General features: G+C 47.4%; 19 protein-coding genes. 4 read left to right on the top strand and 15 right to left on the bottom strand.

From position 1 onward, the window contains the following. Positions 1-24: 24 nt before the first annotated feature. Positions 25-576 (bottom strand): disulfide bond formation protein DsbB, encoded by a 552-nt coding sequence (gene dsbB / locus EOPP23_RS00770; protein ID WP_153764071.1) that lies wholly within the window; start codon positions 574-576, stop codon positions 25-27. Positions 577-618: 42 nt separating this feature from the next. Beyond that, entirely contained in the window at positions 619-1233 is a 615-nt protein-coding gene (locus EOPP23_RS00765; protein WP_153764070.1) for a thioredoxin domain-containing protein, read from the bottom strand. A 107-nt stretch (positions 1234-1340) separates the two neighbouring features. Between EOPP23_RS00765 and nfo the strand changes: the two genes are divergently transcribed. Further along, on the top strand, positions 1341-2183 hold the full coding sequence (gene nfo / locus EOPP23_RS00760; protein WP_153764069.1) for a deoxyribonuclease IV: 843 nt from the start codon (positions 1341-1343) through the stop codon (positions 2181-2183). A gap of 55 nt (positions 2184-2238) precedes the next feature. Here nfo and serA read toward each other — a convergent pair whose 3' ends face one another. Together serA and EOPP23_RS00750 are read right to left on the bottom strand one after the other, a co-directional pair. Beyond that, the gene (serA, locus tag EOPP23_RS00755) at positions 2239-3468 is read right to left on the bottom strand and encodes a phosphoglycerate dehydrogenase (protein WP_153764068.1); all 1230 of its coding nucleotides are present in this window, start codon (positions 3466-3468) and stop codon (positions 2239-2241) included. Between the two features lie 353 nt (positions 3469-3821). Further along, a complete protein-coding gene (locus EOPP23_RS00750) occupies positions 3822-4082 on the bottom strand; it encodes a DUF4404 family protein (RefSeq protein WP_153764067.1) in 261 nt (86 codons plus the stop codon). A gap of 143 nt (positions 4083-4225) precedes the next feature. Between EOPP23_RS00750 and EOPP23_RS00745 the strand changes: the two genes are divergently transcribed. The 3 genes from EOPP23_RS00745 to EOPP23_RS00735 are packed head-to-tail and all read left to right on the top strand — an operon-like array spanning position 4226 to position 6031. After that, entirely contained in the window at positions 4226-4888 is a 663-nt protein-coding gene (locus tag EOPP23_RS00745) for a fumarylacetoacetate hydrolase family protein (protein ID WP_153764066.1), read from the top strand. 49 nt (positions 4889-4937) lie between these two features. Next, positions 4938-5576, top strand: coding sequence for a bifunctional 4-hydroxy-2-oxoglutarate aldolase/2-dehydro-3-deoxy-phosphogluconate aldolase (gene eda / locus EOPP23_RS00740; RefSeq protein WP_153764065.1), 639 nt, complete (start codon positions 4938-4940; stop codon positions 5574-5576). 53 nt (positions 5577-5629) lie between these two features. Then, positions 5630-6031: a response regulator gene (locus EOPP23_RS00735; RefSeq protein WP_153764064.1), complete on the top strand. Its 402-nt coding sequence runs from the start codon at positions 5630-5632 to the stop codon at positions 6029-6031. Positions 6032-6139: 108 nt separating this feature from the next. On the opposite strand, the gene EOPP23_RS00730 is transcribed toward EOPP23_RS00735, so the two are convergent. From EOPP23_RS00730 to EOPP23_RS00680, 11 genes are all read right to left on the bottom strand, one after another. Continuing rightward, the gene (locus EOPP23_RS00730; RefSeq protein WP_153764063.1) at positions 6140-6535 is read right to left on the bottom strand and encodes an acyl-CoA thioesterase; all 396 of its coding nucleotides are present in this window, start codon (positions 6533-6535) and stop codon (positions 6140-6142) included. A gap of 102 nt (positions 6536-6637) precedes the next feature. Next, entirely contained in the window at positions 6638-8020 is a 1383-nt protein-coding gene (locus EOPP23_RS00725; RefSeq protein ID WP_153764062.1) for a TRAP transporter large permease subunit, read from the bottom strand. Next, complete coding sequence (locus tag EOPP23_RS00720; protein WP_153764061.1) at positions 8013-8549, bottom strand: TRAP transporter small permease subunit; 537 nt, start codon at positions 8547-8549, stop codon at positions 8013-8015. The genes EOPP23_RS00725 and EOPP23_RS00720 overlap by 8 nt, the downstream gene beginning before the upstream one ends. A gap of 87 nt (positions 8550-8636) precedes the next feature. Further along, on the bottom strand, positions 8637-8951 hold the full coding sequence (gene rhaM / locus EOPP23_RS00715) for an L-rhamnose mutarotase (protein WP_153764060.1): 315 nt from the start codon (positions 8949-8951) through the stop codon (positions 8637-8639). Between the two features lie 70 nt (positions 8952-9021). Beyond that, on the bottom strand, positions 9022-10284 hold the full coding sequence (locus EOPP23_RS00710) for an L-rhamnose isomerase (protein WP_153764059.1): 1263 nt from the start codon (positions 10282-10284) through the stop codon (positions 9022-9024). A 27-nt stretch (positions 10285-10311) separates the two neighbouring features. Then, on the bottom strand, positions 10312-11775 hold the full coding sequence (rhaB, locus tag EOPP23_RS00705; RefSeq protein WP_153764058.1) for a rhamnulokinase: 1464 nt from the start codon (positions 11773-11775) through the stop codon (positions 10312-10314). A gap of 87 nt (positions 11776-11862) precedes the next feature. Then, positions 11863-14799: an alpha-L-rhamnosidase C-terminal domain-containing protein gene (locus EOPP23_RS00700; RefSeq protein ID WP_194842446.1), complete on the bottom strand. Its 2937-nt coding sequence runs from the start codon at positions 14797-14799 to the stop codon at positions 11863-11865. A gap of 82 nt (positions 14800-14881) precedes the next feature. Next, positions 14882-17791 (bottom strand): alpha-L-rhamnosidase N-terminal domain-containing protein, encoded by a 2910-nt coding sequence (locus tag EOPP23_RS00695; RefSeq protein WP_194842445.1) that lies wholly within the window; start codon positions 17789-17791, stop codon positions 14882-14884. A 141-nt stretch (positions 17792-17932) separates the two neighbouring features. Continuing rightward, complete coding sequence (locus tag EOPP23_RS00690; protein ID WP_153764055.1) at positions 17933-18919, bottom strand: ABC transporter permease; 987 nt, start codon at positions 18917-18919, stop codon at positions 17933-17935. Beyond that, positions 18919-19914, bottom strand: coding sequence for an ABC transporter permease (locus tag EOPP23_RS00685; protein WP_153764054.1), 996 nt, complete (start codon positions 19912-19914; stop codon positions 18919-18921). Before EOPP23_RS00685 ends, EOPP23_RS00690 begins: the two co-directional genes overlap by 1 nt. Beyond that, complete coding sequence (locus EOPP23_RS00680) at positions 19889-21463, bottom strand: sugar ABC transporter ATP-binding protein (protein WP_153764053.1); 1575 nt, start codon at positions 21461-21463, stop codon at positions 19889-19891. The genes EOPP23_RS00685 and EOPP23_RS00680 overlap by 26 nt, the downstream gene beginning before the upstream one ends. Between the last annotated feature and the right edge of the window lie 100 nt (positions 21464-21563).

Below are 21563 nucleotides of genomic sequence, written 5' to 3'. Positions count from 1 at the left end.
GGCTTTTCTCTGAAAGACTGCGTATCAACGCTTCTTCAGTTCACTGATAATACAAAGAGCAAAAACAACAGCATAAATACCAAAGATAAATGTCATCCAGGTTGCCATGTTTAAACCCAGGAACAGCCATCCATCCTGCCCACAGAAACCGGAAGGCAGAAACATCTCAGGCCACCATTCATACAGTTTCAGTCCAAACGGAAAGTCTGGCAGCGCTTTACAGGTCATAAACAGGTCATTATCACCGTAATAACCCAGCTGCTTAATAGCAGCCATCAAGCCGTACAGTGCTCCTGTGATCCAGACAAGATACCCTGAAGCCCGAACCAGTTTATTCTTAGGGGCAATCAGCATAATACCGGCAGCAATCGCCAGTAGCATTACTGCAAGACGTTGATAGACACAGAGTTCACAAGGATCCATCAGCATCACATACTGGAAATACCAGGCTGTGGATTCCAGTGACAGAGCCGTCACCAGCATAATCAGCCAGATGACCCGGTGGTTCTGCCACTCTCTGATGGCTCCCATGGGAGCAGAACGAAAGTCACTCCAGATTTTAGCCAGTGCATTCACTTTGGTGCTGCTCCATTTGTCTTTCTATTATTTCTATCGTGATCAGGGTCGTACCAGCAGGTAATCAATCAGAGCGTAAAATTGCTCAAAAGACTCAAGACTTTCCGTTTTGATGACGTATTTGCCATTCACCACAAAAGAAGGTGTGGAAGTAACCGCTTTTTCATAAGCTTCCCACAACTTGAACTTCTTTTGAATGTCCTTGCTGCTCACTCCCTTCTGAAACTCTTCGCGAGTCAGGCCTGCTTTGGCAAGGGTAGCAAAAAACTGATCATCCGATTTCCAGTCGCCAATTTTATCTTCATGCAACGCAGAAAACAGTGTGTCTTTCACTGCCTTTTTCTCGCCCGTTTTGCCAGCAGCCAGAAGTGCTTTACTGATCTTGTCACCATAATTGGCAACAAAGGCGATATGAGCCTGCTCAAAGTCGACCTTCTTCTTGATCATTTCATTTTGAATAGACTGAATCATACCTTTTTGTTCCCACTTATAGCAGTGGTCGCAATAGACGGAGTAAACCTCGGTCAGAGTCGGTTTTTCGCTCTTCTGGAAGGTTTCCGGAAGCTGAGTGTAATTCTTGCCTTCAGAAAAGCTGTAGCCAAATACAGTCAGAGGCATAGCCAGTAAAAGTGCAGCTGCCGCCATCATTTTTTTCATTATGAGTCCCCCCCTGAAGGACAATTATGAATACAACTTCATGTTATAAACTATCCATACCATCGTCTAAGATATAAATTATTTTTTATATAGGGGTTTTGACCTAAATGAAATTTGTTGGCGCCCATGTCAGTGCTGCAGGCGGCGTGGAGAATGCTCCCCTGAACGCCCACAAGCTAGGTGCAACAGCCTTTGCCCTGTTTACTAAAAACCAACGTCAGTGGCAGGCCAAACCTCTGACAACCAAAAGCATCAATCTTTTCAAAGAGCGTTGTGAGAAGTTTGGTTTTAAACCGGAGCAGATACTGCCTCACGACAGTTACCTTATAAACCTCGGCCACCCCGAACAGGAAGCACTGGATAAGTCCCGTGATGCTTTTATTGATGAGCTCGAACGTTGCATGCAGCTGGGTTTAGACCGTCTTAACTTCCACCCTGGCAGCCATCTGAGAAAAATGGACATTTCAGACTGTCTTGGTCGTATCTCCGAATCCATCAACATGGCTCTGGATAAAACCGAAGGTGTCATCGCTGTTATCGAAAATACAGCAGGCCAAGGCAGCAACCTTGGCTGGCAGTTTGAAGAATTGGCAGAGATCATTGATGGCGTGGAAGATAAAAGCCGTATTGGTGTCTGCCTCGATACCTGCCATACCTTTGCCGCTGGTTATGACCTGCGCACCACAGAAGCCTGCGAGAAAACCTTTGGCGATTTTGAGCGCATTGTTGGCTTCCAGTACCTGAAAGGTATGCACCTGAACGACAGCAAGTGTGAACTAGGTTCAAGAAAGGACCGTCACCATAGTCTTGGGCAAGGTGAAATCGGCTGGGATGTCTTTAAATACATTATGTCTGATGACCGTTTCAACGGTGTGCCAATGGTATTGGAAACAATCGACGACACTATCTGGCCAGAGGAAATTGAAGCTCTAAAGATGATGGCGGTTTAAGGCGGGATAAATGTCGAGAGGATAGCCTCTCGACAACTTTTGTTGCTACTGTAAATCAGTAAAGAACGCGGCAGCGAATAGTACCTTCGATCTCTTTCAGCTTCTCCAGCGCAATCTCACTGCGATCAGCATCTACATCCATCACTACATAACCAACTTTGTCATTAGTCTGCAGGAACTGACCACTGATGTTGATGCCGTTCTCGGAGAACACCTTGTTGATCGCACCCAGCACACCTGGAATATTCTTGTGAATGTGTAACAGACGATGCTTGTCAGAATGGCCTGGCAACGCAACTTCAGGGAAGTTAACAGACGACAGAGTTGTACCGTTATCGCTGTACATCACGAATTTCTCAGCGACTTCACGACCAATATTTTCCTGAGCTTCCTGAGTGCTGCCACCTACGTGAGGTGTCAGAATCACATTATCCAGGCCTCGTAACGGGCTGATAAATTCGTCATTGTTGGAACGTGGCTCTTCAGGGAATACGTCAATAGCCGCACCCAGCAACTTGCCGGACTCTACCGCTGACTTCAGCGCGTTGATATCCACCACTGTGCCACGGGAAGCATTGATCAGAACACTGCCTTCTTTCATGGCTGCGAACTGTTCTTCACCAAACATATACTTGGTTGCTGGTGTTTCAGGAACATGCAGGCTGACTACATCAACTTTCGCCAGCAGCTCATCGAGATTGCTGATCTGCCTGGCATTACCCATAGACAGTTTAGTCACCACGTCATAGTAATAAACGTGCATGCCCAGAGATTCAGCCAGAATACTCAGCTGACTGCCGATGCTGCCGTAACCAACAATACCCAGCTTCTTACCACGGCTTTCGTATGAGTTAGCCGCACTCTTGATCCAGCCACCACGGTGTGCCGCCGCGTTCTTTTCAGGAACACCACGCAACAGCAGAATAGCCTGAGCCAGAACCAGTTCTGCTACAGAGCGAGTGTTGGAATAAGGCGCATTGAATACCGGAATACCACGGGAAGTGGCTGCAGCCAGTTCAACCTGATTGGTACCGATGCAGAAGCAACCCACTGCGACCAGTTTCTCAGCCGCAGCAAAGACGTCTTCGGTCAACTGAGTACGCGAGCGGATACCGACAAAATGAGCTTCGGAAATACGACGCTTCAGTTCATCGTCTGGCAGTGACTTGGAGACATAGTCGATATTGGTGTAGCCGGAAGCTTCGAGAATCTCAACAGCTGAATGGTGAACCCCTTCCAGCAGAAGGAAACGGATCTTGCTCTTGTCCAGGGAAATAGAAGGCATAGTGTTTGCTCGGATTATATTTCTTCTGCCGTCCAGTGTGCACAGTTGGCATATGTAATCGAATATACTGAGTCATACATTTTCACCCACCCACGGTGGGTGAAAAATATTCATCTATTCAATTATGCACAGTTGCCACACAACACTGACGTTAGTTTCTGTTCATTCCTGACAGACCGAATACTGCTTCAAGCATTGGAATTGTTATAGTCGCTGGCGTATAACGGACCGGGTGGGAATCATAGCACAGAAAAGTGCCTTAACGTGAAACACCGAAACACTATGACGGGAAACCCCGACAAACGATTCCGCCGGGGCTTAAACTTGATCAAGTTGAAAGGTATGATGCCTGTTCAGATACCAATACTGGACAGTGTATTCATGACCTGTCTGATGGCCTGGGCCAGTGCCGGATGCTCTTCACCAAACTTGATAAGCTCCTGCTCCAGCTGCTCGTTATAGTCCTGCAGAGGAATTTCACCCTCCGCCTGGGCAAGAGCCAGCTGTATTTCATCGGTGATCTGTTTCAACGAACCGGCGGTGCAGTCGTCAACAGGCTGGCCTTCAAGAAGGTCGTGAAGGTTTTGAATATTGATGTGAAGCTCTTCGGACATTGTTCGCTCCTGAGATCTGGGTGCCGGACCTGGGGTCTGGCTAAAAGTGCCTGCTGAGAGTAAAACTGCTCCTGCCAGTTGCAGAAACGTTTGAGAGCCTGATAGCCCTAGAATAAGAAAGGTCGGAGTAAAAAGGAAGTCTTATGAAGTACAGACATCACTGGTTAAGTGGCGACAGAATTGATCTTCCTACCGGCAAGGTTGTCTGTGTTGGTCGTAACTATGTAGAACATATTCACGAACTCAACAACCCGTTGCCTGACGATCCGGTTCTTTTTATGAAGCCGGCAACCGCCCTTGTGCCTCTCGACGTGCCTTTTTCTATCCCGAAAGATCGTGGCAGTGTTCATCACGAAACTGAAGTTGCTCTGCTGATCGATAAACGTCTGAAAAACGCCAGCGAACTCGAGAGTATTGCGGCTATCAGGGCGTTTGCTCTGGCACTTGATTTAACCCTGCGTGATCTTCAATCGACTCTGAAAGCCAAAAGCCTGCCATGGGAAACTGCAAAAGCTTTTGACGGCAGTTGTCCAATATCTGGTTTTATCGCCAAAGAACATTTTCATGATCTGGACGACATCAGTTTTGATTTGAAAGTGAACAATGTAATGCGACAACAGGGCAATAGCTCCCATATGTTGACGTCTATTCCCGGACTAATCAGTTATATCAGTCGCCACTTTACCCTTGAGCCAGGCGATATCATTCTGACGGGTACACCCGCTGGTGTTGGTCCACTTGAAAAGGGTGATCAACTTGAACTATCCATTCTGGATCGAATCAATATTCAGACCTCATGCTATTGAAAAAGGTTTAACAGGTGTCAGTCCATAACAAATAAAAGGAATAAGAATAATGACAATGAAAGATATCCTGACCTCCGCCAGCCCGGTTATTCCAGTAATAACGCCTGATTCGGTCGATCAGGCTCTTTCATTGTCCCTGGCACTTTATGACGGTGGCTTGAAAAATCAGGAGATAGCCCTGCGATCAAGCTGTGCTCTTGATGCGATCAGAGCTATAAAAGAACAGCTTCCTGAAGACCTTATTATGGGAGCTGGCACCGTATTAACGCCCTTCCAGCTGCAACTGGCTGAGCAGGCTGGTGCTGATTTTCTGGTCTCACCTGGGTCTACGGACAGTATTCTTGAAGCTGCCAGAGACTGTTCCGCGCCTTTTCTCCCCGGAGTATCCAACCCCACTCAGGCTATAGCCGCCTTCACAGCAGGCTTTAATTGTCTGAAGTTTTTCCCGGCCGAAGCCTCTGGCGGCACAGAAATGCTGAAGGCTCTGGCGGGGCCTCTGCCTGAAATCAGCTTCTGTCCTACTGGTGGCATTAATAGTGAAAACTATCAGGCATACCTTTTATTGCCTTCTGTTCCCTGTGTTGCAGGCACCTGGCTGGCTCCGGATGAGCTGGTTCAGAACGCTGACTGGAATGGTATATCCCAGCTGTGCAAAGCTCTTCTCTCTTTAAAGAGCCTCCCAGCTTAAAGAACCAGCCGGAAATTCAGATATTGCTAGTAGAACACTCTTCGGAGCTAGCTATGCCTGATACGGAAAAGCTGAATCTCAATATTCTGATTGCTGAAGATAACAAGGTTAATCAGATGGTAGCCCGCAAACTGCTGGAAAAACTGGGCTGTAGTTTTGAGCTGGCAGAGGACGGAGCCAAAGCGTTAGAGCTGCTGGAGAGTGGGCTTTTGAAGAAAGAACCTTTTGACCTGGTTCTTATGGATATCATGATGCCGGTCATGGACGGTATCGAGGCCACAAAACAAATTCGGGCTTCTAACCACAGCTACTCGAAAATCCCTGTCATAGCCTATACAGCCAGCGTTTCCGGTAAAGACAGAGAAACCTGCCTTGCTGCCGGCATAGACGAGTTTCTCAGCAAACCTGCATCTGCCGAGAAGCTGGCTGCAATGCTGACTAAATATCAGTCATAGTGACTTATCTATAACCAACTACCCAGACATATGAAATCCAGAGTTGTTCGCCCGCCTGCCGCGGGCAAACAATTACCTAATATTCGATTGCGTGTCGCTACACGCTTATCAAGCGCTGTAGTCACTGATTCTTCGAGTTCTACCAGTCGAATCAACGGCGACAAACACCATACTGGTTTCTGTCAATTTGGCGCTTCCTTCGCTGTCTTCCACCCAGGCTTCAACGACGACACGAATCGATGTTTTTCCTACTTCAGTAATTCGGGTGAAGAGCGACAGAATATCGCCAATTTTTACCGATCGCATAAAGCTCATCGAGCCTATGCTCACCGTTACTACACGACCATTAGCAACTTTCTTGGCCATGATCTCACCAGCCAGATCAACCTGCATGGCAACCCAGCCACCAAATACATCACCCGTAGAATTAACGGACTTGTAATCAGCAAGGATCTTGAGTGTCAGCTCACCTTCAGGAGCAGGTGTATCACTATCCAGCACCATCTCGCACCTCCAGTTGTCGTCCTATCATCCATGTAGACGACTTGTTCTTATTTTTATGTCTGAGCTATTGAGTTATACAGTTCAGATATTAATTTTCCGGCATTATCCATAAAGTTGCTCTGGTAGCCAAGTAGCAAGTTCAGGCCATATGGCCAGAGCAGCCAACAGCATCAGCTGAATCACAATAAACGGTACGACACCTCGGTAGATGTCTGAGGTTTTCACTTCCGGCGGCGCAACACCTCTGAGGTAGAAGAGAGCAAAGCCGAAGGGCGGGGTCAGAAAAGAAGTCTGCAAATTAACTGCAATCATAATACCCAACCAGACAGGATCGAGTCCCATCGCCAGCAGTACCGGACCAACCATCGGCACAATAACAAAGGTGATCTCGATAAAGTCGAGAATAAAGCCCAGCAGGAACATAACAATCATCACTACCAGCACAGCAGTAAAGACACCGCCTGGCATAGCCGAGAAGACTTCATGAATCAGCTCTTCACCACCAAAACCTCTGAACACCAGCGAGAACACAGAAGCACCAATAAGAATCAGGAAGACCATACAGGTGACTTCAGTCGTATTTTTTGCGACTTCTGACAAGGTTTTAATACTTATCTGTCGTTTTGCTAACGCTAATACGACTGCGCCCACTGCACCTACAGCAGCCGCTTCTGTTGGCGTGGCAGCACCCGCCAGGATCGAACCAAGAACAGCACCGATCAGTAACAGCGGTGGAATCAGATTCATCCACAGTGACGTATGTTCGCTCTCGTCGTATTCACGAATATCCTCATCAGTAAGACCCGGTGCAGCGTCCGGCTTTCTCCATGCCACCAGCAATATATAAATAGAATAAGCTGCAACCAGTAATAGGCCAGGAATAATGGCACCGACAAACAGATCACCTACAGAGACTGTTTTAGGTGAAAAGATGCCCATTTTTAACTGTGCCTGCTGGTAAGCTGTTGAAAGCACATCACCAAGTAGAACCAGAGCAATAGAGGGAGGAATAATCTGACCAAGGCTACCGGTCGCACAAATAGTGCCTGTGGCCAGGCTCGGTGAATAACCACGACGAAGCATGGTTGGCAAAGACAGAAGCCCCATGGTGACGACCGTTGCTCCGACAATGCCAGTACTGGCTGCCAACAACATACCTACCAGAGTCACCGAAAGACCAAGGCCGCCACGAGTTTTGCCAAACAATCGAGCCATACTTTCCAGCAGGCCTTCCGCTACTTTCGACTTCTCCAGCATACAGCCCATAAACACAAATAGCGGGACTGCTATCAATGTCTGGTTATTAATAATGCCGAATATTCGACTGGGCAAAGCACTGAGAAAAGTCGGTTCAAAATAACCGGTCAGGCTTCCTACTCCGGCAAAGATAAGAGCCGTACCTGCCAGTGAATAGGCAACCGGATAGCCCGCCATCAATACCAGGCAGACACAGGCAAACATAAACAGGGGAATAAAATCAGCCATGGGATACAGCCTCCTTGCCCATAAGAATCATCACAGAGCGAAGAAGCTCAGCCAGTCCCTGTAAAACCATTGTGCCAACGAAAAATAGAATCAGGCTTTTCAGTAGATAAACAAAAGAAAGGCCGCCTGCTTCCTGGGATACTTCCTGAATCCGCCATGACTGAGCGACATAGTCCCAGCTCATTAAGCCAATAAACAGACAGACTGGCATTAACAGCAGAAGGGTTCCCAGACTGTTCACCAGTGCCTGCTGTTTTGCATTCATACGGTTGTAGAGGACATCAACACGCACATGGCCGCCATTTTTCAGGCAGTAGCTGCTGGCTCCGAGAAATATGAGCGCATGGAAGTACATTCCCGCTTCCTGCAACGCAATGGAGCCAGAGTTAAACCAGTATCGAAGAATAACGACGGTGAAAACACTGCCCACCAGCAGCAAATTGAACCAACTGAGAAGACGTCCGAGTCTTTCGGTGAAACTGTCTATACCGGCGACAGCCTTTGATATTAAAATCCAGCCGGTGCTCATAGGCGACCCTGTTTTATTATTGATTTTATTGTTCAGGGATTATAGCGACAGCACACTGCAAGTAATAGGCTAATAAGGCGCTAAAAGTCAGGCTAAATGAAACACTTGCTGCAAATCGTCAGTCAATGGTTTCCCATCCTGCTCTGTTCTCATAATGTCTTTCATATATAGCCACCACCTCCGACAGATTTTTGTTTCGGACAGTGCTTCCCAGCGAGCTTCTGACTCCAGCTCAACATAGGCAAACAACTGACTGGTTCCGGGGTTTAGAAAGATCGAGTAATTACTGACGCCATGTCTTTTAAGATGCGAAGCCATTTCAGGCCAGAGTTCGTCATGTCTGCGCTGATACTCATCATGAGCATCAGGCAGAACAGTCATCACAAATGCTTTTCTGATCATTACTTCAAACTTCAATAAAACGGAATAAAAAAGGTTGGCCGTCCCTGGCCAAACACACACCACCTCTTGATTAAGCTCGGTTGCTCAGCACCTCACGCTCATACTGCTTAACTTCCTGCAGCCACTGCTCGCCAACTGGCACATCACGGCTCATGCAGTAGTAATCCCAAACAGCGTTCCACGGCAGAGATTTTTGTTCTTCCAGCAAGGCAAGACGGCTGGTGAAGTCGCTATCCAGCTCTGCCTGTTTGAGGCGATCAACCGGCTCCAGCAGGGCTTTCAACAGCGCTTTTTTCATATTGCGTGTGCCTATGGTCCAGGCCGCAATGCGGTTGATAGAAGCGTCAAAGAAGTCCAGACCGATATGGACACGATTCAGGAAGTTTCCACGAATGATTTCATTGGCAATGGCCTGAGTTTCATCATCCAGCAGAACCACATGATCACTGTCCCAACGAATTGGACGGGAAACATGCAGCAGCACTTCGCGCACATAGTTCATAACCGCAGAGATCTTTTCAGATACGACTTCGGTCGGGTGATAATGTCCAGCATCCATGCAGAGCAGAATGTCTCTGGTGGTTGCATAGCCCATGTAAAACTCATTCGAACCGACGGTATAAGCCTCTGTTCCTATTCCGAACAGCTTGCTCTCTACCGCATCCAAATGATGGTCTCTTGAGATAGGTTCCTTGATGATCTCATCCAGTGAGTTCATCAAACGTTCACGGGGAGAGAAGCGATCAACCGGCAGGTCTTTGTAGCCATCCGGAATCCAGATATTCATTACAGATGGTGTTCCCAGCGCCTGACCAAAAGACTCACTAACCTTACGGCTGGCCTGGCAGTGTTCAATCCAGAACTGACGGATTTCATCGTTGTGATGACTCAGAGTCAGATTGTCAGCACTTAATGGGTGAGAGAAACAGCTTGGATTGAAGTCCAGCCCAACATTCTTTGCTTTTGCCCATTCCACCCAGTTGCTGAAATGCTCTGGCTTGATTTCATTACGATCAACAGGCTGATCAGCTTCCAGGTAGATAGCATGGAGGTTCAGCCGCAGGTCACCAGGAATCAGGCTCATAGCCTTATCAATATCCTGACGCAGTTCCTGTGGTGTATTGGCTTTGCCCGGATAGTTACCGGTTACCTGAATACCACCAGTAAGCGGGCCATCCGGCGCTTCAAAACCGGCAACGTCATCACCCTGCCAGCAGTGCATGGAAACAGCGATCGTATCGAGTTTCGACATTACTGCGTCAGTATCAATTCCATGTTCTGCAAACTGTTCTTTTGCGATGCCGTATACGGTTTCAATATGCTTTGGTTTCATTATTATTTCCCGGTCTGATTATTGTTATTAGGATGAAGAGCGCGCAAACAGTTCATTAAATCTCGATCTCTGAGACTCAAAGCTGCTTATCGCATCTGGATAAAAAGTTGTCAGATCATTGGATTTAGCAATGGCGGATCTTGCGGCTTCAAGAGACTCCAACTGACCATGGGTAATCCACTGATTGATAAGATTACCGAGGCTTGAAGCCTCTACTGGTCCGGCAACAACCTGAAGATTACAGGCATCCGCACACATCTGATTAAGCAGTTCATTCTGACAACCACCACCAAACACATTGATGCTATCAGGCATGATGCCTCTGACTGTTGCCAGTTCCTGAGCAACTCTGGCATAGAGAAAAGCCAGACTTTCAAAAATACATCTAGCCAACTGCCCTTCGGTTTCGGGGACAGGCTGCCCTGTTTCACGACAGTAGCTTTGTATTTCAGCAATCATGGAAGCAGGATTGAGAAAGCGGTCATCGTTAGGATTGATCAGGCTGCGAAAAGGCATCGCTCCTTCAGCCGCTTCTACCAACTGGCTAAAGTCGGTATCAGTTAATTCTTTAGAGACTCTCTGTATCAACCAGAGTCCCATAATATTTTTCAACACACGAAAACGACGATTGATGCCGCCTTCGCTGGTTATGTTGAAACCAAGCGCCTGTTCATCGTTAAAGTAATCATCAGATTCAAAACCCATTAGTGACCAGGTTCCGGAGCTTAGGAAAAAGCTGTTTTCTCCAGCTAACGGACTGGCTGCAACTGATGCCGCAGTATCATGACTGGGAGCCAGAATGACAGACGTACGACCAGTGACCGTTGCTATTGAGTCAGTGACCAGACCAAGATTGGTACCAGGCAGTTGAGGCTTGGGAAAAAGGCGCGTTGGTGCTTTCGCCATATAAAGAAGCTCATCATCCCAGTCCGCGTTAGCGGCATGAAGTAACTGGGTAGTACTGGCATTAGTGTATTCAGACGACCGGACACCGCTGAGTCGGTAGTTGAGATAATCCGGAATCATTAAGAAACAGTCAGCGTCTTCCAGCCATTCAGGATTCTGATCTGAAATAGCCTGCAGCTGATAAAGCGTATTAAACGGCAGAAACTGAATAGCAGTACGGCGATAGACGCCCGCTTTTTCTTTATCAGAAAGTTTATCGAGATAACCTTCTGTCCTGCTGTCTCGATAGGCCACAGGCGGACATACGAGTTCACCTTCTTTATCAACAAGAACAAAATCTACAGCCCAGCTATCAACACTGACAGACTTCGGCGTTCCGTATCCTCTGACCGTTTTTTCCAGCCCTATACGAATATTCTGATAGAGCCCTTCAAGGTCCCAGCAATCATGGCCATTCTTGTTAACTAATGCGTTCTCAAAACGATGAACTTCCCTGATAACAGGCAAGCCTTCTTCCAGCCAACCAACAATCAGGCGACCACTAGAGGCGCCGAGATCTACAGCGCAGATAAGACTCTCTTTCATCGCACTTCCTTTTCTTGTTGTTATAACTGTCGGGGAACGACTTAACCCCCGACATCCCTTTAGCTATCGAAGTAGCTTTTACTATTGCTAAGGCAGCAATCGATATTCACAACTCTTGGCGACACCATAAATCGGGTCGCCAAATACCGTATTGCTGCAGCCCACAGAACTGCTCACCTGTTGTACCGCCGAGTAAGTTTCATTCGCGCCATAGCGAACTTCACTGAGCGCCGGAACATTACAGGTCTGCCCTTCAGTGGCGCATTGCGTCCACTGGGCTTGAGGCAACTCTTCTACTTCACAGCTTTTAACTACGCCTGAAATCGGATCACCAAAAACACTGTTATTACAGGCGATTGAACCCGTTGCCGTTTGCTCGGCAAACAGTCCATTAGCGCCGTAGCGCACCTTGCGGGTGCCGGTGAAAGTACAGGTACCGTTTTCATCTGCACAATGAGTCCAGGTTGTAACTGGCACCAGTGCTGCAGCGTCGTACTCACAACTCTTCACAAGGCCTGAAGCAGGGTCACCAAAGGTATCGTTATCGCACTGAACCTGATTGGTCGCTTCCAGCTCGGTGTACTGATTGCCTGCGCCATAGCGAACATTGGTTTTGCCATCAAATGAGCATGTCTCATTTTCATTAGCGCAGTGTGTCCAGTCAGGAATATGAACCGGTACAACCTCTCCTCGGCCTTCAATAGTCCAGCTGCCTGGTTGCAGGTTAAACATGACAAACTGGCTGTTCCGACCGGCAAACTCAACACCGCTAACACCGCCACTGAAGTTGCCATTGCTGTATACCTCTGCCCCATTAACTTCAACGGTATTAAGTTGAGTAAAGTAACCGAGAGGAATTCCGACTTTTGCAACCGTATTGGCTGGAGAGTTCAGACTGATACCAAAACCCCAGTCTTCCTTGTCCAGACTGATATCGATATTGCCTTTAACGCTTGGTACAACCTGATGAATAGACGTCAACTTGCCCATTTGTGGTAGGACAGAGTAGGTCGCCCAACCAACACTGGATGGCGAAACACCAACTGCATATTGTGAAAGCACTGTATTGGGCGCATTCCATGCATGGTTGTAAGTAGCCCCAGAGTTCTGAGCCCACCCCTCCCATAAAGTCGAGTACTCAGAAGCTACCATGTTGTTATAGCGACTCTTCATTCTATTCAGAGCAAAAGTATCTTCACCAAGCAAGAAAAGAGCCTCAAGAACATACTTTTCCATAAATGGGCTAGCATAGAAGCGCGTTTTCAAAACCTGACCAATGTCTGCATGCTTACTACTGTCAGCCAGTCCGGATATAACCGCCATCGCATTAGCACGATCATCAGGGTAAGCAACATTCGTCGACTTATAGAAATCACCTTTCCAGAGCACGGCATCAAAATTGTTATCAATGCTGCTCATTCGAGCTTCATACCAGCTTAGATCCAGAGTTCTGCCCAGTAACTGAGCCATTTTTCTTGCACCATCAAGTGCCATGTAATACCAGGTAACCTGGAGAGTGTATGTGTCTACATTCCCTCCCCAATCACCCCAGTTGTAGTCGCCTGCCCGGTAGTTAACCAAACCATCACCTCTCATACTCCAAAGCTCAAGGTAACGCTTCACTGCAGGGTAAGCATGCTCAATAGTCGCTCGATCACCGGTATTAAAATAATACTTCCAGAATCCGTATTCCCCGACACTGGCCAGTATCTGGTTTGATAACTCCATGTCCCTGTACTGGTAAGACGGGATACCAGTTGGCACAGGAGCAAACATCACATCATTACCTTTCTGAAAGTTTGTCAGGTCGTAGATACCCTTCTTGATCAGCTGATGAGATTTCGGGTCCAGTGTATAAAACACCTCACCTAGCTGGTTGACGACATCTCCCCACCACTGAGCTCTTTCTCTCGTAGGGCAATCGAAGAAGGTATCTCTCATATTGACGTAGAGTGTGCGTCCGGCCTTGGTCCAAAGCTTGTTATAGAATGCATCATTGGAAGAGAACTGGCCGACAAACTCAGCATCATAGCCAGTTTCGCGATATTTTAATTCGAGTACTTCAATGCCTACAGGAAAGCGATACTTAACAGTGTGACCACTCATCCAGCCAAGTGATTCATAGGCCTGTTGACCAGCCTTAGTAATATATTCAGCCCTTACATTGGGTGCGCCTCCATCACGATACGCATCCATTTCCATATGTACGACCTGCCCTTCTGAACCTCTTACTTTGAAGTAAGGTGTAATATGAGCGTTGTACGGTAAATCAACTTCAATGGTCTGACCTGTACTGACCAAAGGCAGCTGTGGAACATTAGCGTAATTTTTTAACCCATAGTCTTTCCACTGTGGAATTTCTCTCCGTACCAACTGATTCCAGGGGGCACTGCCAACAGCTCCATGTGTTGAGGCAAGGCTCCAGTTTTGATCATCAAAACTCTCTGAGAACCAATCACCAACAGCTAGGCGTGCGTCGTAAACAACGTTATATTCTGGTAACCGTATATCTGGCTGCGTGCCTGATGCACTATTGACATACTCAGCCAGCCTTTTGACCTTCCATGTGTGGTCAGAGTTAACTTCAAAAGTGTTTGTACCCGCAATAGAGAGGTTAGCAACCATGCCACCCGCTCCACTGCTTTTGTGAGAATAACCTTCTTTACCCCAATACCAGGCAAGTATGGAGAGAGTATTATTTCCTGACTTCAGGTACTGACTCAGATCGACTTCGTCATACCAGGTATCAAGTGGCGTCGGGCCGCGCTTCAAACCTCCTTCATAGACCACTAACTGACCGTTGACCCATAACCAATACTTTGAGTCCACAGCAATCTTCAGAGTCGCGGATGACGGCGCTTCTGCAAGACTGAGCTGTTTTCTGAATCCCACCCACTGATTGACAGATGACGTATCATCAGTCCATATCCACTGTGCATCACTCCAGGCGTATGCAGTGGATGTCGTAATCAGGCTTACCATCATCAAGAGTAAAGCCTGAAGCTGTTTTATTATTTTTTTCATTGTGCAGTTGGCCAAATTTATTGAGATAGTTTTGTCCATTTAGCTGGAGAGGCCCTTCCCTCTCCAGCACAACTACATCCAATTAAGGCAGCAATCGATATTCACAACTCTTGGCGACACCATAAATTGGGTCACCAAACACCGTGTTGCTGCAGCTCACAGAACTGCTCACCTGTTGTACCGCCGAATAAGTTTCATTGGCTCCATAGCGAACTTCACTGAGCGCTGGGACATTACAGGTCTGTCCTTCAGTAGCGCATTGTGTCCACTGAGTTTGAGGCAATTCTTCTACTTCACAGCTTTTCACGACGCCTGAAATCGGATCACCAAAAACACTGTTATTACAGGCGATTGAACCCGTAGCAGTTTGCTGTGCGAACAGACCATTTGCACCGTAACGAACCTTGCGGGTGCCTGTGAAAGTACAGGTGCCGTTTTCATCTGCACAATGAGTCCAGGTTGTAACTGGCACTAATGCTGCAGCGTCGTACTCACAATTCTTCACAAGGCCTGAGGCTGGGTCGCCAAAGGTATCGTTATCGCACTGAACCTGATTGGTCGCTTCCAGCTCGGTGTACTGACTGCCTGCGCCATAGCGAACATTGGTTTTGCCATCAAATGAGCATGTCTCATTTTCATTAGCGCAGTGTGTCCAGTCAGGAACGTGAACCGGTACAACCTCTCCTCGGCCTTCAATAGTCCAGCTGCCTGGCTGCAGATTAAACATGACGAACTGGCTGTTCTGACCGGCAAACTCGACACCACCCAAGCTGCCAGAAGCACTTCCATCGCTGTAAACAGTTGTGCCATTGATCTCGACACTGTTGAGTTGTGTGAAATAGTTAAGCGGAATACCAACCTTTGCCACGGTATTGACTGGAGAATCCAGCGTTATACCTACACCCCAGTCTTCCTTATTAAGCGTCAGATCAATATTGCCCTTGATGCTGGGAACCCTTTGCTGAATAGACGTCAATTTACCCATTTGCGGCAACACAGAATACGTACTCCAGCCTACGCTGGTCGGTGCGACACCAGATGTATATTGAGCAAGAATGGTATTAGGCGCATTCCAGGCATGGTTGTTTGTACTGCCACCGCCTTTACTCCACAACTCCCACAATGTGGTGTAATCATCCGCAACCATTTGTGCATAACGGCTCTTCATTCGAGTAAGAGCAAAGTCTTCTTCACCCATCTGGTAAAGAGCTTCCAGCACATATTTTTCCATGTAAGGGCTGGAACGATAGGTGCTTCTCAGGACATTAGTGATTCCCTGATATTTATCAGGTGATGCAAGTCCGGAAACAACTGCAAGCGCGTTGGCCCTGTCATCAGCAGTAGCGACATCACCGGAACGGTAGTGATTGTTCTTCCAGAGTACTCTGTCAAAGTTGGCTTTTATGCTGTTGATACGGGTGTCGTACCAGCTGAAATCCTGAGTTTCACCCAGCTCAGCAGCCATCTTGCGAGCAGCATTCAAAGCCATGTAATACATAGTCGTTTGAATAACGTAGCGGTCCTGTTCAGAACCCCAGTCACCCCAGTTCCAATCACCGGAACGGTAATTGATCAGGCCATCACCACGCATGGTATAAACTTCCAGATACCTTCTTACGTTCGGATATACCTGTCTGATTGTGTCAATGTCACCGGTATTGAAATAGTAAGTCCAGAAGCCATATTCACCGACACTGGCCAGCATTTGAGAGGCCAGTTCACGATTCCAGTTACCGTCAGGAACCGGGGAGTAGAGTGTTCCATTACTTCTCTGGAAGTTGGACAGGTCAGTAATACCTTTCTTGATGAGCTTATGAGCATCACTGTCAAAGACGTAGAAGACCTCGCCCAGCTGGTTTACAACGTCACCCCACCATTGAGCTCGCTCACGGGTTGGGCAATCAAAGAAGGTGTCTCGCATGTTTATGTAGAGAGTACGACCTGCCTTATCCCAAAGCTTGTTATAGAACACGTCATTAGTTGACCACTGCCCAACAAACTCGGTGTTATAGCCTGTCTCACGGTACTTGAGCTCAAGTACTTCTACGCCCGCCGGGAAGGTATAGGTCATGCTGTGACCACTCATCCAGCCGTATGATTCGTAAGACTGCTCACCTGCTTTGGTAACATATTCAGCTCTTACGTTAACGGGTCCACCGTCGTTATAACCATCTGTTTTGATATGTACGGTCTGGCCAGACTGACTGGAATTCACCTTAAAGTAAGGCGTTACCTGAGCGTTATAGGGAAGGTTAACCGTAATTGGCTGACCATTACTGGTAAACGGCAATGAAGGTGTATTTTCATAAGCCACCAGCCCACTGTCTTTCCATTGCGGAATATCTCGCTTCACCAGCTCATTCCACGGAGCACTGCCTTCTGCCCCATAGGTGGAGGCTGAAGCCCAGTTCTGATCGTTGTAGGCAGCACTGTACCAGTTTCCAAGTGATTCTCTGGAATCAAACACTACGTTGTATTCAGGCAGCCTGTAGTTTGGCTGTGAGCCAGAGTTACTGTTCTTGTAAGCTGAATAGCTTTTAACTTTCCAGGAACTGTCGCTGGCCAACTGCTGACCATCTGCGGTGAGGTGCGCGATCATACCAGCACGACCACTGTCTTTATGGGAGAAGCCCTGCTTGCCCCAGTACCAGCCTAAAATAGCCAGCGTATTCTCACCCTGTTGCAGATACTGACTTATATCAACTTCGTCATACCAGGTATCCTGGGGAGTTGGGCCACGCTTCAACGCACCTTCAAATACCACCAGCTGGCCGTTTACCCAAAGCCAGTATTTCGAATCCACTGCAACCTTAATAATTGCTGAGTCGGGCTTCTGATCCAGATTGATCTGCTTCCGGAAAGCAGCCCACTGATTGTCAGCTGTATTGTTGGCCGTCCATAACCATTTTGAGTCTTCCCATGCAAATGCATTGGGTAAAAAACCTCCACTCAGAGCTGCCGTTGCTCCAAGAATTTTTATTATTTTTTTCATCAGGTGTCTCGTAGCTAATATTTTTATTTTATTGGTTTTGCTACTACATTTTTTTAAAGGCCACACACCTACAGGGACAACTGCTTCAGTGCATGGCATTTCATTCGAGGGTCTATATGTCAGGTAATTATCTCTTTCTTATTATTTTCCTCCGGCCGGTTTGAATTTCTTGATCAGAATTGGGGCTGCAATTGCAGAGATCAAAAGAAGACCAATTATGATGGTCATTAGAATGCCGGGGACGTTCAACAGCCCAAGACCAAAGGTCAGCATGCCGATAATAAAGGCCGCCAGAACCACACCAGCAATACTGCCACTGCCGCCCAGTATATTGACGCCGCCCAACACAACAATGGTGATAATTTCCAGCTCCCAGCCCATAGCAATGTTCGGACGGGTTGCTCCAAGACGTGAAGTCAGGAATACCCCAGCCAGACCTGCCATAGTGCCATTCAGGACAAACAGCCAGAAGCGATAGCGATTAACATTGATTCCGGAGTAAAGGGCAGCACGAGGGTTGTTACCCAGCGCATAAATATTTCGACCAATAGTTGTCTTGTGCAGCAGCAGCCCAAAACCAACAGCCAGCACCAGAAAAGCAATAAACTCATAAGGAATCAGATCAAAGAGATAACCTTGCCCCAGTACCCAGAAGTTTTCTGGATAGTCGGTATAAGCACGGTCTCCCAGTACGATCCAGGAAATACCTCGATACAGAGACATGGTACCGATGGTTACAACAATCGCAGGAACCGCGAATTTGGTAACAATAAACCCATTCAGCCCACCGCAAATCGCACCAGTGAAAACACCGATCCATAGCAACGTAAAAGTATCGAAACCCAGTGTTGCGAAATAGCCAATAACCGTTGATGTCAGAGCAATTATGGAAGCTACCGACAGATCAATATCCCGTGAGATAATGATCAATGCCATCGACAAGGCAATTACCGCTTTCTCAGAAAAAATCGCGGTACTGTCCATCAGGTTATAGATATCCAGAAAATACGGCGATGCCCATGTATTTGCGAGACATATAAGCAGCAGCAGAATAAGCAGCAGGCTTTCCCAGCTTTTGAACAGGCTGGAACCTTTCTCTTTCCAGCTCATAGTTTCAGTGGCAATCATTACGCTGCCCCCTTCGCTGTAGCGAGTTGTGCTTTTTTTAGGATAACTTTCATCTGAGGACGGTCATTGATGGAGTTCAGGATGACAGCGATCAGAATGACGCTTCCTGAAATAGCCATTTGCCAGAAGGGTGAAACGTTAATAACAGGCAGAGCATTAAAAATCAGTACTAGGAACGCTGAACCAAGCACCGTCCCTAAAACGGTACCAATCCCACCTGCCATGCTGACACCGCCAATCACACAGGCAGCTACTGTAGAGAGTTCAAAGCCCAAAGCGACTTCTGTATAAGCAACGGCGTAACGGGCAACCCAGAGATAACCACAGAGTCCGGACACCATTCCTGTCAGGCAATAAACAATATATAACTTCTGCTTTTCATTGATGCCTACATACTTCGCTGCCTCCGGGTTTCCGCCTAACCCATACAGCTCACGTCCATGCCGATGCCTTGACAGAAACAGGTGCAGAAGTGCCAGAAGCACCACTGATATCCAGACAATATTGGTCAGTGTCAGGAAACGATCGATAGGAAAGCCAAGGTATTGCTCGGCAAGCTCATGAGCATTTACCCAGTTGCCATCGCTCACTACAAACACCATGCCACGATAGATACTCATGGTGCCCAGGGTCACAACAATGGGCGGAATGCCAACATTGGCTATAAGAACCGCATTAACCGTGCCCAGCATCAAGCCCAGACCAAGAGCCGTCATAACCGTCTGCCAGACTGGCATTGCAGGAAATTCAGACGACAACATGGCTGTAACCATACCTGTTAGAGCTATATTGGCAGCAACCGACAGGTCTATTCCACGGGTCATGATCGCAAGCATCTGTACGGAAGCCACCATGGCCAGTATCGCCAGATCCGTCAGCAGGGTATCCATACTCTGCGCGCTGAAGAAAACCGGTGCCCTGATTCCTATAAACACCAGCATTAATAACAGTATCAGGAAGAGCTGCGTTTCACGCCGCTGCAACAGGCTGGTCATGGGACTGCTCCATTTTTTGTTCTTCTTTTTGTAATAGCTCTTCTGACTCACCCGTTGCTGCCTTGAGAATATCTTTGGCATCAAATTCCGAGCGGGTAAAACGGCCGGTAATATGGCCTTCATGCATAACCAGCATATTGTCCGACATGCCCATAACTTCAGGCAGCTCCGAACTAACCAGAACCACAGACAGACCTTCAGAAACCAGTTCACTGATGAACTCATGAACCGCCGCCTTGGAGCCTATGTCGATACCCTTTGTGGGCTCGTCCAGAATGATGATTTCCGGTTGGGTAGACAGCCACTTGGCTATAACGACTTTTTGCTGGTTACCACCGGACAGTTCAGACAGTTTTTGTTCATACCCGGATGATTTAACAGCCAGTTTTCTGGCGTAAGTATCCGTCAGTCTGTTTTCCTGATCAGAGCTGATGAAAAACTTGCTACTGACTTTATCGAGCGTAGGAAGGGTAATGTTTTCGCGAATATTCAGCGGCAGAATGCCACCAGCCTGCTGCCGGTCTTCAGGCACCAGAACGAGTCCACTCTTGATAGCCTGAGCAGGAGATTTGATATCAACCTTCTCACCTTTCAGAAAAACACTGCCATGGACTAATGGTTTCAAGCCAAACAGAGCCTCAACCATCTCCGAACGACCGGCACCAACCAGACCATAACAGCCCAGTACTTCACCTTTACGAAGCGAGAAGCTGATGTCTTCAAACTCAACGTCATTACCAATACCATCCACTTCCAGAATGGTTTCACCCATCTCTGCTTCAACCTTCGGGTAAGCCTGGGTAACACTTCGACCCACCATCATGCTGACCAGTTCGTCCTGAGAAGTTTCTTTAATCAAACCTTCTGAAACATACTGCCCATCACGAAATACGGTGTAACGATCTGAGAGTTCAAATATTTCATCAAACTTATGGGTAATAAAAAGTATGGCTTTGCCGCGAGCCTTCAGGCGTCGGACAATGCCATAGAAATCGATAATTTCCTGACGTGAGAGTGCAGCCGTAGGTTCATCAAGAATAACCACCTGAGCATCGTGAGAAAGTGCACGGGCGATTTCGATGAGATGTTTCTGAGCAACACTCAACTTAAGCACCGGAGTATCTACAGGAATATCCATATCCACTTCCTGCAGTAACTGAGCCGCCTTTTTTCTCATGGCAGACCAGTCATAAACGCCCCAACGATTAGTGATGGGGTGTCCCATATATATGTTTTCAACAATACTCAGTTCATCAAACATCACTGTTTCCTGATGAACTGCTGAAATACCTTGCGTCCAGGCATCCTGAGTATTCGACAATTTAACAGGCCGCCCATTTACCAGTACTTCGCCGTCTGTTGGCTGATAAATACCGGTCATTATTTTTACTGCTGTAGATTTGCCCGCGCCGTTTTCACCAACCAGAGCAACCACTTCGCCCGCATAAAGGCTTAGCTCAATACCGTCCAGAGCCTTGATGCCACCAAAGTGTTTTTTAAGATGTTTGAGCTGTAGAACAGGTATCCCGGAAGATTCGTCATTTATCATTATTATTTTCTCTTACAACCTGCCGGACATGGCTTCCGTTCAGATTACTGCTTGAGTAAAAATGCCTGACGGCGAGTCCGAATTTTGCCAGACAGGAAGA

Source organism: Endozoicomonas sp. OPT23 (assembly GCF_009653635.1).
Taxonomy (GTDB): Bacteria; Pseudomonadota; Gammaproteobacteria; order Pseudomonadales; family Endozoicomonadaceae; genus Endozoicomonas_A.
Note: the sequence above shows the minus strand (reverse complement) of the source record. Positions and strands in the feature narration are given on the sequence as shown.

Coding starts and splice junctions, on each gene's coding strand:
- eda (WP_153764065.1), top strand. CDS start 4,938: ATGACAATGAAAGATATCCTGACCTCCGCCAGCCCGGTTATTCCAGTA.
- EOPP23_RS00730 (WP_153764063.1), bottom strand. CDS start 6,535: ATGGTGCTGGATAGTGATACACCTGCTCCTGAAGGTGAGCTGACACTC.
- EOPP23_RS00725 (WP_153764062.1), bottom strand. CDS start 8,020: ATGGCTGATTTTATTCCCCTGTTTATGTTTGCCTGTGTCTGCCTGGTA.
- nfo (WP_153764069.1), top strand. CDS start 1,341: ATGAAATTTGTTGGCGCCCATGTCAGTGCTGCAGGCGGCGTGGAGAAT.
- rhaB (WP_153764058.1), bottom strand. CDS start 11,775: ATGAAAGAGAGTCTTATCTGCGCTGTAGATCTCGGCGCCTCTAGTGGT.
- EOPP23_RS00695 (WP_194842445.1), bottom strand. CDS start 17,791: ATGAAAAAAATAATAAAAATTCTTGGAGCAACGGCAGCTCTGAGTGGA.
- EOPP23_RS00735 (WP_153764064.1), top strand. CDS start 5,630: ATGCCTGATACGGAAAAGCTGAATCTCAATATTCTGATTGCTGAAGAT.
- EOPP23_RS00750 (WP_153764067.1), bottom strand. CDS start 4,082: ATGTCCGAAGAGCTTCACATCAATATTCAAAACCTTCACGACCTTCTT.
- EOPP23_RS00710 (WP_153764059.1), bottom strand. CDS start 10,284: ATGAAACCAAAGCATATTGAAACCGTATACGGCATCGCAAAAGAACAG.
- EOPP23_RS00685 (WP_153764054.1), bottom strand. CDS start 19,914: ATGACCAGCCTGTTGCAGCGGCGTGAAACGCAGCTCTTCCTGATACTG.
- EOPP23_RS00765 (WP_153764070.1), bottom strand. CDS start 1,233: ATGAAAAAAATGATGGCGGCAGCTGCACTTTTACTGGCTATGCCTCTG.
- rhaM (WP_153764060.1), bottom strand. CDS start 8,951: ATGATCAGAAAAGCATTTGTGATGACTGTTCTGCCTGATGCTCATGAT.
- EOPP23_RS00680 (WP_153764053.1), bottom strand. CDS start 21,463: ATGATAAATGACGAATCTTCCGGGATACCTGTTCTACAGCTCAAACAT.
- EOPP23_RS00690 (WP_153764055.1), bottom strand. CDS start 18,919: ATGATTGCCACTGAAACTATGAGCTGGAAAGAGAAAGGTTCCAGCCTG.
- EOPP23_RS00745 (WP_153764066.1), top strand. CDS start 4,226: ATGAAGTACAGACATCACTGGTTAAGTGGCGACAGAATTGATCTTCCT.
- EOPP23_RS00700 (WP_194842446.1), bottom strand. CDS start 14,799: ATGAAAAAAATAATAAAACAGCTTCAGGCTTTACTCTTGATGATGGTA.
- serA (WP_153764068.1), bottom strand. CDS start 3,468: ATGCCTTCTATTTCCCTGGACAAGAGCAAGATCCGTTTCCTTCTGCTG.
- EOPP23_RS00720 (WP_153764061.1), bottom strand. CDS start 8,549: ATGAGCACCGGCTGGATTTTAATATCAAAGGCTGTCGCCGGTATAGAC.